This is a genomic window from Devosia sp., assembly GCF_965229025.1.
GTDB lineage: Bacteria > Pseudomonadota > Alphaproteobacteria > Rhizobiales > Devosiaceae > Devosia_A.
On sequence record NZ_OZ245853.1, the window covers coordinates 3,451,128 to 3,463,944 of the forward strand.

General features: G+C 64.0%; 9 protein-coding genes. 5 read left to right on the top strand and 4 right to left on the bottom strand.

Annotated features, from left to right (window positions below; all coding sequences use genetic code 11):
• Positions 1-11 precede the first annotated feature (11 nt).
• From ACO06J_RS16775 to ACO06J_RS16785, 3 genes are all read left to right on the top strand, one after another.
• Entirely contained in the window at positions 12-1,034 is a 1,023-nt protein-coding gene (locus ACO06J_RS16775; protein WP_421761860.1) for a substrate-binding domain-containing protein, read from the top strand.
• A gap of 190 nt (positions 1,035-1,224) precedes the next feature.
• Complete coding sequence (locus tag ACO06J_RS16780; protein WP_421761861.1) at positions 1,225-3,039, top strand: IlvD/Edd family dehydratase; 1,815 nt, start codon at positions 1,225-1,227, stop codon at positions 3,037-3,039.
• 156 nt (positions 3,040-3,195) lie between these two features.
• Positions 3,196-3,663: a Crp/Fnr family transcriptional regulator gene (locus tag ACO06J_RS16785; RefSeq protein WP_421761862.1), complete on the top strand. Its 468-nt coding sequence runs from the start codon at positions 3,196-3,198 to the stop codon at positions 3,661-3,663.
• Between the two features lie 43 nt (positions 3,664-3,706).
• Here ACO06J_RS16785 and ACO06J_RS16790 read toward each other — a convergent pair whose 3' ends face one another.
• On the bottom strand, positions 3,707-4,093 hold the full coding sequence (locus ACO06J_RS16790) for a DUF3307 domain-containing protein (protein WP_421761863.1): 387 nt from the start codon (positions 4,091-4,093) through the stop codon (positions 3,707-3,709).
• Positions 4,094-4,291: 198 nt separating this feature from the next.
• On the opposite strand from ACO06J_RS16790, the gene ACO06J_RS16795 reads away from it, so the two are divergent.
• Both ACO06J_RS16795 and ACO06J_RS16800 read left to right on the top strand, forming a co-directional pair.
• Positions 4,292-5,044, top strand: a complete 753-nt coding sequence (locus tag ACO06J_RS16795) for a FecR family protein (protein ID WP_421761864.1) — start codon at positions 4,292-4,294, stop codon at positions 5,042-5,044.
• A gap of 9 nt (positions 5,045-5,053) precedes the next feature.
• A complete protein-coding gene (locus tag ACO06J_RS16800; protein WP_421761865.1) occupies positions 5,054-7,210 on the top strand; it encodes a CHASE2 domain-containing protein in 2,157 nt (718 codons plus the stop codon).
• Here the strand turns inward: ACO06J_RS16800 and ACO06J_RS16805 are convergent.
• From ACO06J_RS16805 to ACO06J_RS16815, 3 genes are all read right to left on the bottom strand, one after another.
• The gene (locus ACO06J_RS16805) at positions 7,186-8,598 is read right to left on the bottom strand and encodes a protein adenylyltransferase SelO (RefSeq protein ID WP_421761866.1); all 1,413 of its coding nucleotides are present in this window, start codon (positions 8,596-8,598) and stop codon (positions 7,186-7,188) included. The genes ACO06J_RS16800 and ACO06J_RS16805 overlap by 25 nt on opposite strands.
• Positions 8,599-8,668: 70 nt before the next feature.
• Positions 8,669-9,862, bottom strand: a complete 1,194-nt coding sequence (locus tag ACO06J_RS16810) for a class I SAM-dependent RNA methyltransferase (protein WP_421761867.1) — start codon at positions 9,860-9,862, stop codon at positions 8,669-8,671.
• Between the two features lie 56 nt (positions 9,863-9,918).
• Positions 9,919-12,777, bottom strand: a complete 2,859-nt coding sequence (locus tag ACO06J_RS16815; protein WP_421762532.1) for an FAD-binding and (Fe-S)-binding domain-containing protein — start codon at positions 12,775-12,777, stop codon at positions 9,919-9,921.
• Positions 12,778-12,817 lie beyond the last annotated feature (40 nt).

Sequence of the window (12,817 nt, forward strand, 5' to 3'; positions counted from 1 at the left end):
GGGGACCGAAAGTGATTTCCAAACTAATCAATAACCCGAGCCGGCCGGTTCGGGTTGAAGATGTTGCGCGTGTGGCGGGGGTCTCCCCGATCACAGTATCCAGAGCCCTCTCGCATCCTCACAAGGTTCGCGACGAAACACGGCAACGGGTCACCGAGGCGGTGGCCCAGACCGGCTATGTGGTCAACAGCTTTGCGTCGAGCCTGAGGTCCGGTCGCTCCTCGGTGGTGACTGTGTTTGTTTCCAGTTTGCTCAACCCCTACTACGCCAATTCGATGCAAGGCGTGATTGATGCGTTCGAGAACAGCCCTTATCACCTGATGTTCTCGCAAACCGGCTATTCGGAATTGCTGGAAATTGATGCCGTCAACTCGGTGCTTCCATTCCGGCCGGCTGGCGTGGTGTTTACCGGCGTTGTCCGCTCCGAGGAAACCCGCATCGCGCTGCAGCGGCTGGGCACTCCTGTGATGGAGATGTGGGGCTATCGGCCCGATCCCATTGATATGCTGGTGGGATTTTCCAACGCCGATGGCGCGCGGCTGATGGGCGAGCATTTCGGGGAGCGCGGCTTTCGACACATCGCTTATTCAGGCCACGCAACCGAGCGCGGCGCAGAACGGATTGCGGGCTTTGGCGAAGGGCTCGCCAAGTTCGGCGTGTCGCTCGAGCTGGTCTTGCCGATGGAGGGGACGCGCAACATTCCGGATGGAATTGCAGCCTTCACCGAGATCATGAGCAGGCTGCCCAATTGCGACGCCATCCTCTTCGGCACTGATGTCCTTGCCGCTGGCGCACTGCTGGGTGCGCGGAAGATGGGCATTGAAGTGCCAAAGCAGGTAGCGATTGCCGGATTTGGCGATCTCGATTTCGCGCCGCACCTGGTGCCGCCGCTGACCACGATTCATGTGGCAAGTTACGATCTCGGGCTTGAGGCAGGCCGCATGCTGCTCAAGCGCCTGAACGAAGAACCGGTGGCTGATCCCGTGCGGCTGGTGCCGGTGACGCTGCAGATTCGGGAGAGCACCCAGGGCTGAGGTACGTTGCTCAGCCCGCGCCATCGCTTCGCCCCTTACACCGCGTCCTTGCCGGGCGCGGGACCTGCTGATATTCCGATAGAGATCAGAATTTCCGGTTCGGCGCCAATTAGCAGAAGGAATATCTGCCCCGCACGCGCGGATTGGGCTATGGGTGGCCGGGAAAACGCATGCCTTTGAGGAGACCATCATGAGTTCGGGTAAGGGCGCTGGCGAAAGCGGTCAGCGCAAACTGCGGTCGCGCGCCTGGTTCGACAATCCGGATAATGCCGATATGACGGCGCTCTACCTTGAGCGCTATCTCAACTACGGCATTTCCCGCGAGGAACTGCAGTCGGGCAAGCCGATCATCGGGATTGCACAGACCGGCTCGGACCTGTCGCCGTGCAATCGCCATCACATGGAACTGGCCAAGCGCGTGCGCGATGGCATCCGTGACCAGGGCGGCATCCCGATGGAGTTCCCGGTTCACCCGATCCAGGAAACCGGCAAGCGCCCGACTGCCGGGCTCGACCGTAACCTCGCCTATCTCAGCCTTGTCGAAGTGCTGTACGGCTATCCGATCGACGGCGTGGTGCTGACCATCGGCTGTGACAAGACCACCCCGGCCATGCTGATGGGTGCGGCGACTGTCAATATCCCGGCGATCGCGCTTTCAGTCGGGCCGATGCTCAATGGCTGGTTCAAGGGCGAACGGACCGGTTCTGGTACCATCGTCTGGAAGGCCCGCGAACTCCTCGCGACTGGCGAAATCGGCTACCAGGAATTCATCGACGTGGTTGCCTCCTCGGCGCCCTCGACTGGCTATTGCAACACCATGGGCACTGCCACCACCATGAACTCGATGGCGGAATCGCTTGGCATGCAGCTGCCGGGTTCGGCTGCCATTCCTGCGCCCTATCGTGACCGGCAGGAAATGGCCTGGCGCACCGGCATGCGGATCGTCGACATGGTGCATGAGGACCTCAAGCCCTCAGACATCCTGACCAAGGACAATTTCATCAACGCCATCGTGGTCAACTCGGCCATTGGCGGCTCTACCAATGCCCCGATCCACCTCGCGGCCATTGCCCGCCATATCGGCGTCGATATGACCATCGAGGATTGGCAGACCTACGGCCACAAGGTGCCGCTGCTGGTCAACCTGCAGCCAGCCGGCGAATACCTCGGCGAGGATTACTACCATGCCGGTGGCGTGCCGGCGGTGGTGAACGAGCTGATGAAGGCCGGGATGATCCGCAAGGACGCGCCGACCGTCAACGGCAAGTCGATCGGCGAAAACTGCGCCAACACCACCGTGCAGGACAGCAAGGTGATTTTCCCGGTCGATAAGCCGCTCAAGGAAAACGCCGGGTTCATCGTGCTCAAGGGAAACCTGTTCGATAGCGCGGTGATGAAGACCAGCGTCATCAGCCCGGAATTCCGCACCCGCTATCTCTCCAATCCCAAGGATCCGGAGGCCTTCGAGGGCCGCGCGATCGTCTTTGACGGTCCCGAGGACTATCACAAGCGCATCGACGATCCCTCGCTCAACATCGATGAGCACTGCCTGCTGTTCATGCGCGGAGCTGGCCCGATTGGCTATCCGGGTGCGGCTGAAGTGGTCAACATGCGGCCGCCAAACTACCTCCTCACCAAGGGCATCACCTCGCTCGCCTGCATCGGTGACGGCCGGCAGTCGGGCACGTCGGGGTCGCCCTCGATCCTCAACGCTTCGCCGGAAGCTGCGGCGGGTGGCAATCTCGCGATCCTCAAGACCGGGGACAGGGTGCGCATCGATCTCAACAAGGGCTCGGCCGATGTGCTGATCTCGGACGCCGAGATTGCCGAGCGCCGTACCGCGCTCACGGCTGCTGGCGGGTACAAGTACCCAGACCACCAGACGCCGTGGCAGCAGATCCAGCGCGGCCTCGTCGATCAGCTGGGCTCGGGTGCGGTACTCAAGGGCGCCACCGATTTCCAGCGTATCGCCCAGCAGCGCGGTCTGCCGCGCGACAATCACTGATCATCCCCACAGGGCTGGTCGCGACGAATTGTGAGAGGGCCGGTTCGCCGGCCCTTTCCTTTTAGTCGGCACCCCATTACGCCAGCAGCGGTCGCAGGGTTTGACGGCGGCGACTGCGATGGCGCACAATGGGGCGCTGCATCCGGTGAGGGCTAGATGTCTGATATTCTTGAATACTGCAAAGGCCGCGAGACGGTCACTTTCAAGCCTGGTCACGTGATGATCACCGAGGGTGGCCACGAGGGTAAGCTGTTCGTTCTGGTCGAAGGCCAGGTTGAGGTGCTCCGCAAGGATACCCAGGTCAGCTATATCGACGAGCCAGGCTCGATCTTTGGCGAAATGGCGGTTTTGCTCGATATGCCGGCCAGTGCCACGGTCAAGGCGCTCTCGGCGGTCAAATGCTACGTCATTGACGACGCCATCACCTTTCTCGGCGGCCGGCCGGAGATTGCGCTCTACGTGGCCACGCTGCTTGCTCGGCGGCTCTATTACACCACGTCGTACCTCGTCGATCTGCAGCAGCAGTCCGAGGGCAAGCGCGACGATCTCGATCTGGTCGACAAGATCCTGGCGCAACTGGTCGAAAAACCCGACGACGCGCGGCACGCCAAGCGCCGCAAATAGCCGATCGCTCAGCCGGCCCCATCTGGGCCGGCAACTCCCCTGATCAGCTGAACCCGCGCGACGACATCGCCACGCAGATGATCGCCGCATAGGTCAGCTGGTGGGCGAATTGGTCGATGCCGTGCAGCGCCCAGAAGCGGCCGGGGGACGTTTCGGCGTGGACGCCCCGGGAATACTGGATTTTCGAATAGTCCAGCGCGTAGTGGACGACAAATTCTGCCAGCACCAACAGTAGGGCAGTCATCAGCGGTGTGGCGGTGACCAGCAGCAGCACGCCTGTCATTGCGGCATGAATCCCCGCATGCGCGTATCCACCGGGTTTGCGAAGGTCGCCCTTGCCCGCGATGATCCAGCCGGGCTGCAGGAAGTAATCAGCCACGCAGTGCTTGAGTTCGAGCCCGACGAGCAACACAAAGAACAAACCGAACATCCGGGACGTGCCTCCTGAGCGGCGATGTGAAACGGCCGCTCTCCCCGGCGCCATGCTGGCAACCTCATTGTTGCGAGGCAAGCACAGAGTTACGAATTATGTCAGTGTAGGAACAATGTTGTTCAGCGGCGGTTCATGGGTAGGGCCCATCTTGACCCCGCCGCATGCCAAAATCGCTGTGGTTGGAGGGAATCGGCCGTGCGCAAACTAGTCATTCTGGCGTTGTTGGGCTGGCTCCTCGCCAATGGCGCCGCTTTTGCAGCCAGCGGCACAGCGGTCGGCGTCGATCAGGACGCCCAGGCGCTCGGCAAAATCGAGACGCGGGTGTTGAAGGCCGGAGCCGATGTCTTCATCGGCGATCGCGTCGTCACTGATGCCAAGGGCCTCGTCCAAATTCTCTTCTCGGACAAGACCAAACTGGTGGTCGGTCCCAATTCCGCGCTGCTGATCGAAGACTATCTGCTGCGCGACGACGGTTCGGTCGGCAAGCTTGCTATCAACGCCCTGGCCGGGACCTTTCGCTTCGTCACCGGCGGCGCGCCCAAGGACAAGTATCTGATCACCACGCCAACCGGTACGATCGGGGTGCGCGGTACGGCGTTCGATTTCAACGTCCACGATGACCACACGACGCTGCTGGTCATCCATGGTGCCGTGAACCTCTGCAATCTCAAAAAACAGTGCGTGGTGATCGGCGCGGTGTGCGAAGTCGGCAAGACCGATATCACCGAGGCGATCAGCATGGGCAATACCGATGCGCTGGACCGGGCAGCCCGCGATGCGATGCGTGCCATGTTCCCCTATGCCGAAACCCAGTCGCAACTGCTTGGCGCCTTCCGGCTCGAACAGGCCCGGCTCTGCCTCAATCGCCCGGTTGGTCCGCCTGTCGTGCAGGATCCGGCAGGACAGAGTGGGGGTGGGGGCTTTCGAGAGCGAGTCAAACCGCGCTAAGCTGACCCAATGATCCGTCGCCTGCTGCCGCCTTTGCTGGGACTTCTGCTGGTGGTGGCGCTCACCCTGCTGCGCATTGCCGATCCCTATCCGGTGCAGGTGCTGCGCGAGATCGCCTTCGATTTCTACCAGCGGCTGCAACCCCGGGCCGACGGTGATTTTCCCGTGCGGGTGGTCGATATCGATGAAGACTCGCTGGCCGAACTCGGCCAATGGCCGTGGACGCGTGACCGGCTGGCGGAACTCAGTGACCGGCTGACCGAGCTTGGTGCCGCCGCGGTGGCATTCGACGCCCTCTTTCCAGAGCCCGACCGCATGTCGCCCAGCCGCATCGCGGCGGCGCTGCCGGGGGTCGATCCGGCCAACCTGCCGGACTACGACGCGATCTTTGCCACCTCGCTCGCCAATTCCCCGTCGATCCTCGGCTTTTCCCGCGCGCCGGCGGGCAAGCCGATCACCGGCAGGCCCAAGAGCGGCTTTGCCGTCAGCGGGCCCGATCCCAAGGATTCGATCCCGTTTCTGACCGGCGTTGCGACGCCTCTCGTCCCGTTGCGCGAGGCGGCACATGGGTTTGCTGCGCTCAGCCTCAACACATCGCAGTCCAGCAGTGCGATCCGGCAGCTGCCGATGCTATGGACCGACGGCACGGAGATTTATCCCACCCTGTCGCTCGAAGCGTTGCGCATCGCGATGGGCATCGGCACCATCGTCGTCCTCGGTGACACCGCCGCCGCCGGCTATGTCGACAGCGTGCGGCTGGGTGATTTCGTCATTCCCACCACCTCGAGCGGCAACCTGTGGCTTTACTACAGCAGCCCGCGCGCCGATCTCTTCGTCTCCGCCAAGGATATCCTCGGCCCCAATTACCACCAGTTCGCCGACAAGGTTGCCGGCCAGATCGTCCTGATCGGCACCTCGGCAAGTGGCCTCCTCGATATTCACGCCACCACTCTTGGCGACAATGTCCCGGGCGTGGCCATCCATGCCCAGGCGATAGAGCAAATCCTCTCCAGTACCTATCTCACCCGGCCTGATTGGGTCGAAGGGCTGGAGATCGTCGGTTTCCTCGTGCTGGGCGCGCTGATGGTGCTGGTGGTATTGCAACTCGGCCCGCTGGCGGGGCTTGCTGCAGGCGCCGTGTCGCTCGCAGCGTCGCTTGGCTTTTCGTGGTGGATGTTCACCGGGCAGGGCGCCATGGTCGATCCCAGCTTTCCGCTGGTCGGCCTCACACTGCTGTTCGGCGCCATGGTGTTCTTCCGGTTCGTTACCACCGACGCTGCCAAGCGCCAGATCCGGCGCGCCTTCGGCTATTATGTCGATCCGACGCTCTTGGCGCAGATCGAAAAGAACCGCGATGCCTTAGCGCTGGGTGGTGAAATGCGTGAGGTCTCTGTGATGTTTTCTGACGTGCGCGGCTTCACGCCCTTGAGCGAAAAGCTGACGCCACCGCAGATCCTCGCGCTGCTCAACACCATGTTCGGGGCGCTCGGCTCCGAGATCACCGGCCGGCTGGGTACCATCGACAAGTTCATCGGCGATGCGATCATGGCGTTCTGGAACGCTCCGGTCGATGTGCCCAACCACCCGCGCCTCGCCGCTGAAGCAGCGCTGGGCATGCGCAAGCGCCTGCGCGCCCTCAACGATGCCGATGCATTCGGGCTCAAGCGCAATTCCGTCGGGGTCGACGAAGTGGTGATCGGTGTGGGCATTTCCACTGGCGAAGCGCTGGTGGGCAACATGGGCCTTGAAACCCGGTTCGATTATTCGGCCCTCGGCGACACCGTCAACGTCGCAAGCCGCGTTGAAAGCGCCTGCAAGGAAATGGGCTATGACCTGCTGGTCACCTCGGCCACCCGCGACGCGGCAGGCGACCTCGCCTTCCTAGACGCGGGCTCGATTGCGCTGAAAGGCAAGAGTGAGCGGGTCGCGATCCATCTTCTTGTCGGCGACTCCGAGCTCGAAAAGACCGGCGCCTTCAAGCTGCTGCGCGCCACCCATGCCGAAGCGATCAAGGCGCTGCAGGATGGCCGCGATCCCGGCGGGGCCATTGCCGAATGCCTGGCCCTCGCGCCACAGGTTGAGCCGGGTTTGAAGAAGTTTTACAATCAGCTCGTCGACCGGCGTGAGGATTTCCCTACGCTTCAGCCCGCCGCAGCCGCCGAATAGGCCTCGCGCATCTCCTCGATCTCGCTGAGCGCCTGCTCGAACGCCGTCCAGTCATCGGCCTCGGCAATCGGCGCCCAGATCGCCTCCATCTCATCGATCAGCATGGTGCGGGGCATTTCGCGCGCAAAGTACGGGTGATCGAGATTGGCGTTGGCGGCCCGTGAATGCGCCGCCATCAATCCATGCAACCGCTCGAACGCCTCGCCTTGATAGTGCGATGCGGCGGGGCTCCGCATTGCGCGCCCAGCATCGCCGCCACGCCAGTCGAAAAAGAACTGCTCGTAGGGCGCTTGGCTTTCGCCGAGATAGTTGAACACTTCGCGCACCAGCTCGGAATCCGCTTCCTCGCCGAGCGGCGCCAGCCCGAGCCGGTCCAGAACCGCGGCCCAGATCGAACGCTGGAAGGCCGGCCAATAGCGGTTGAGCGCCGCTTCCATCTGCGCGTGCTCACCCAACGGCAGCAGCGCTTCGGCCAGTTTGGTCAGGTTCCAGACCAACGCTTCCGGTTGCCGGCTGAACGCATATAGCCCGTACTCGTCGAAATAGGCGGCAGTGAAGGCGGGATCGTAGGTCGGCACGAAGCGCCATGGCCCATAGTCAAAGCTCTCGCCGGTGATGTTGATATTGTCGGTATTGAGCACGCCATGGACGAAGCCGGCGGCGATCCAGCGTGCGCCGGTCTCCGCTACCGCCTCGGTGACGGCACCGAGGAAGTGCGCCGCCCGTCCGTTGTCGCCCTCCTGCCACAACGCCGGGTAGTAGGTCTTCACCGAATGGTCGAGCAGGCGGGAGAGGTTGGCGTCCTCACCGAGATAGCTCAGCCGCTGGAAACTGCCGATTCGCACATGCCCATGGCTCAGCCGCACCAGCACCGATGATCGCGTCGGCGACGGTTCATCGCCACGCACCAGTTCCTCGCCGGTTTCAACGAGGCTGAGGCTCTTTGAGGTATTCACCCCCAGCGCCTCGAGCATCGACGTCGCCAGCACCTCGCGCACACCGCCCTTCAGGGTCAGCTTGCCGTCCCCTCCCCGCGACCAGGGCGTACGGCCCGAGCCCTTGGTGCCAAGGTCCATCAGCCGGCCATCGTTCAGATCGTCGAGCTGCGCAAACAGGAACCCGCGCCCATCACCGAGGTCGGGATTGTAGGTCTGGAACTGGTGGCCGTGATAGCGGAGCGCCAGCGGTTGCGGGAAGCTCCCCGGCAGCGGTTCGAAGCGCCCGAAATGCGCAATCCATTCCGCGTCGCTCAGCCCATCCAGCCCCACCGAAGCGGCCGCGCGCTGATTGCGGTAGCGGAGGACGTGTTCAGGGAAATCTGCCGCCCGTACGGCATCGTAGAAGTCGGGCCCGAGGTTGGCGTGCGTCATGCGGGGACGAAAGGTCATGACCCACCGGCCTTTCCGTCCCCTCTCCCCTCTGGGGAGAGGGTCAGGGTGAGGGGACGTTCGTCACGCATCACCTGCGGAACACTCCCACCACTTCCACATGCGTCGACCAGGCGAACTGGTCCACCGGCGTGACGCGCCTGAGGCTGTAGCCGCCATCGATCAGGATCGCCGCATCGCGGGCAAAGGTCTTGGGCTCGCAGGAGACGGCCACCACGGTCTTGACCCGTGAGCGTGCCAGTTCCCGCGCCTGCCCTTCGGCGCCGGCGCGCGGCGGATCGAACACCACGGCGTCGTAGGGGTCGAGTTCGATCGGCGCCAGCGGGTCGCGGAACAGGTCACGCACCTGCGCGGTCAGCGGCTTCAGCCCCTGGGTATGGTTGAACGCCTTTTTCAGCGCGTCCACCGCCGGCCGGTCGCTGTCGGCCGCATAGACGCGGGCCTGCGCCGCCATGCGGAGCGCAAACGGGCCGACGCCGCAGAACAGGTCGGCGACCGATTTCGCAGCGCCAATGCCTTCAAGCACGAGCCGCGCCAGCGTTTCTTCGGCCACCATCGTTGCCTGCAGAAAGCTCGCGGGCGGGATTTCGACCAGTGACTTCGCCATACGTATCGCCGGTGCCCTTGTCATATAGACCGCCTCGCCATTGAAGGTCAGCCGCGCCAGCTTGTGCGTCGTCGCATAGTCAGCCAGCGCCGAGGGCTTCAGCTTCCGCTCCGACTTAACTGCGACATCGAGCCCGGTGTCGGTTGCGGTGATCGAGACGTCGCAATCACCGGCAAGCGGATAGAGCGCCCGCGCCACGCGCGGCGCCGCCTTCTGGAGGCTCGGCACGAGGATCGGGCAGATCTCGATATCGAGCACGTCGTGGCTCTTGGCCCGATTATAGCCGGTGGCGTTCTTCCGCACATGCAAAGTCGTCCGCCGCCGTCCGGTGCCGCGCCCATCGAGCAGCGGCGTCAGCGCGGTTTCGACATTGGCGTGCTCGAGCGCCGACTCGACCAGCGCCTCCTTGAACGCAGTGTACGGTGCAGGGCCGGCATGCTGCAGCGTGCAGCCGCCGCAGATGCCGAAATGCGGGCAGAACGGCTCGATGCGGTCGGCGCTGGGCGACAGCACCTCGACGAGCGTCCCGCGCTCGCCGTCGATTTCTGCTTCAACGCGTTCGCCGGGCAGCGTGAACGGCACAAAAACCTTGGTGCCGGCGCTGTCGCCAATGCCGTCGCCATGCTGGCCCAGGGCGGTGATGAGGATTTCGGTCATCTTCGCGCTCTAGCAGCCTTTGGTGACAATGGATACCTGCAAGCGCGGCCGCCGCCTCAGGCGAGCGGCTGGCTCACCTGCTCGAGAAGGCTGGCGATCGACACGAACGGAATACCCATGCGCTCGCTCAATCCGGTTGCGCAGGTCGACACGGTGGAAATGCCGATCTGGCAGTCCGCCGGAATCTGCGCCTTGCCGAACCGCGTCGCGTGGGCGTTGAGCTCGGGCACATAAAGCCCCTTGTCGCCCGCATAGCCGCAGCAGGTGATGGCATCGAGTACCACCACCTTCTCTGCCATCGCCGCCGCCAGCGCTTCGATGGCGCCCTGTTCTTTCAGCCGCTGGGCCGAGCAGTTGTGATGCACAGCGATCACCGGCACCGGCTTGGTGATGGTCAGCCGCGGCAGGATTTCGCGCAGGATGAACTCGGCCGAATCGAGCACCGGGCTCTCTCCGGGATGCTCGCGCAGGTGCTTGGCGCAGGTTGAAGCATCGGTCACCACCATCAGCTTGCCGCCGGCCAGGGCATCCAGCCCATCACGAGTCGGCTTGCCCACGCGCTCAGCCTCCTCGGGGAAACCCTTGGAGGTGAACGGCTGCCCGCAGCACTGGCCCTCAAGGTGCTCGGGCACCACCGGGTCGAACCCGGCCCGCCGCATCAGCTCCAGCATTGCTTCGGTGGTCGGCAAAAGCCCGTTCTCGCGCGTCGGGGCACCAAACATGCGCGTCGCGCAGGAGGGGAAGTAGACGACCTTCCCCAGCGGCGCCGCCGGATTGGCCGGCGCGGCCTTAGGTGCCCCGGGTCCGGGGCGGAGCGCGCGTGATACACGTGGCACCTTCTTGGGCGCCAGCGCGTGGAGAACCCCTGCCACGCCATCGACCACCGCGTCGCCAACAATGCTGCGCGACACCGATTGCAGCCCGAGGCCGAACTTCATCCCCGCCTCTACGGCGCCAGTGTGTCCGCCCACCCAGTGGGCGGTGTTCCGGTCCGCATCGGAACGCCGCCGGCCACGTTCGCCGATCACCATGGTGCCGGTTTCGATGCCTACCGGGCAGCGGAGCGAGCAGAGGTTGCAGGCGGCGCAGGTGTCGAGCCCGGCATACTGGAAGCCATCGTCGAGCGCCTTCAGCCGCACCGGGTCTTCGCCGGTCTGGCGCAGCCGCGCCCGCTCGCGCGTCACCACGATGCGCTGGCGTGGCGACAGAGTCATGTGGTGGCTGGGGCAGGCCGGCTCGCAGAAGCCGCATTCGATGCAGAGGTCGACGATCTCATCGGCCAGCGGCATCAGCTTCAGGTTCTTGACGTGGATATCGGGGTCGGGGTTCAGCAGCACGCCGGGGTTCAGCAGCCCCTCTGGGTCGAACAGGCGCTTGATCTCGTGCATCAGCAGGTAAGCCTTGGTGCCCCACTCCGCTTCGACGAACGGCGCAATGGCGCGGCCGGTGCCGTGCTCGGCCTTCAGCGAGCCGCCGTAGCGGACCGAGACAAAGTCACTCAGCGCCTTCGAAAAGCGGTCGAACTTTCCCGCCGCCTCGGGGTCCATGAAATTGTCGCTCATCTGGAAATGCAGGTTTCCAGCCAGCGCATGGCCAAAGATGATCGCGTCCTCGTAGCCGAAGTCATCAAGCAACTTGCGCATATCGATGACGAAGTCGGCCAGCCGGTCGATCGGCGCCGCCACGTCCTCGGTCAGCATCGAGGTGCCCTTGGGCCGCGCCGCGCCACCTGTGGCGAAGAACCCCTTCCGCACGTCCCAAAGGCCGTGGGAAATCGCCTCGTCGGGCGAAAAGCTGATGTCGGTGGCGCCTTCGCTCGCAAGGATCGCCGTCGCCTTGGCGGTCTCGGCCTCGAGCGTTGCCTGGTCCGGCGCCGTAACGTCGATCAGGATCACCGGCGAGGTCTCGGTGAAAAATTTCACATAGGGCTGGATCGCGGGAAGGTGTTCCACGGTCGCCAGCGCACGCCGCTCGATATACTCGGCAGCGGTCACACCGGTCGTCGTCTGCACCCCGCCATTGGCGAGCTTCGAGATCGCCCGGGCGCAGGAATGGGGGTCGGGGAAAGGGATCAGCCCCGTCACCTTGAACGGATGCTCGTCGATGGTGTTGTAGGTCACCTCGGAGACGAACCCGAGCGTTCCCTCAGAGCCGACGATCAGGTGGATCAGGATATCGATGGGGTCGTGGAAATCGACCAGCGCGTTGATCGAATAGCCGACGGTGTTCTTGATCCGGTACTTCTTCCGGATCAGCGCCACCAGTTCAGCATCCGCCATCACCTCGTGGTGCAGCCGGTGCAGCCCGTCGAGCAGATGGGCGTGCGAGGCGCGGAAGGCGGCGACCGATGCCGCATCGCCCGAATCGAGCACCGTGCCATCGACCAGCATGACGCGCAGCCGCGCCATGGTGTGGTAGGTGTTGTAGGCCACGCCGCAGCACATGCCCGACGAGTTGTTGTTGACCACGCCGCCGATCTTGCAGGTGGCCTGGCTCGCGGGGTCCGGCCCGAGCTTCTTGTTATAGGGTTTTAGGAGCTTGTTGACGTTGGCGACGATATTGGCCGGCCCCAGCGTCACCCGCTCGCCACCCGCTTCGATCGCCACCTTCCTCCAGCCATCGCCCAAGACGGCGAGGACGCCATCGGTGATGGCCTGGCCGCTGAGCGAAGTGCCGGCGGCGCGGAAGGTCAGTGGCAGCCGCTCGGCACGCGCGGCGTCGATCACGGCACGGACTTCGTCCTCGGTGTTGACGATCACCACCACGGCGGGTACGAGGCGATAGGAGCTGGCATCGCCCGAATAGGCGTAGGTCATCACCGCATCGGTCATGATCCGGTCTTTGCGGATCACGTCCTTCAGCCTTGCCGCCACCCCGGCGCCCGCCGCGGCCTTGTCCACCCCAAGGGGCGCCATCTCGTTCACGTCACACTCCACCCTATCGTCGCGACAAACA

What these genes read in the sequence shown, in the direction of transcription:
- ACO06J_RS16780 (WP_421761861.1), top strand. Translation starts at nt 1,225, where the DNA reads ATGAGTTCGGGTAAGGGCGCTGGCGAAAGCGGTCAGCGCAAACTGCGG.
- ACO06J_RS16785 (WP_421761862.1), top strand. Translation starts at nt 3,196, where the DNA reads ATGTCTGATATTCTTGAATACTGCAAAGGCCGCGAGACGGTCACTTTC.
- ACO06J_RS16790 (WP_421761863.1), bottom strand. Translation starts at nt 4,093, where the DNA reads ATGTTCGGTTTGTTCTTTGTGTTGCTCGTCGGGCTCGAACTCAAGCAC.
- ACO06J_RS16800 (WP_421761865.1), top strand. Translation starts at nt 5,054, where the DNA reads ATGATCCGTCGCCTGCTGCCGCCTTTGCTGGGACTTCTGCTGGTGGTG.
- ACO06J_RS16805 (WP_421761866.1), bottom strand. Translation starts at nt 8,598, where the DNA reads ATGACCTTTCGTCCCCGCATGACGCACGCCAACCTCGGGCCCGACTTC.
- ACO06J_RS16810 (WP_421761867.1), bottom strand. Translation starts at nt 9,862, where the DNA reads ATGACCGAAATCCTCATCACCGCCCTGGGCCAGCATGGCGACGGCATT.
- ACO06J_RS16815 (WP_421762532.1), bottom strand. Translation starts at nt 12,777, where the DNA reads ATGGCGCCCCTTGGGGTGGACAAGGCCGCGGCGGGCGCCGGGGTGGCG.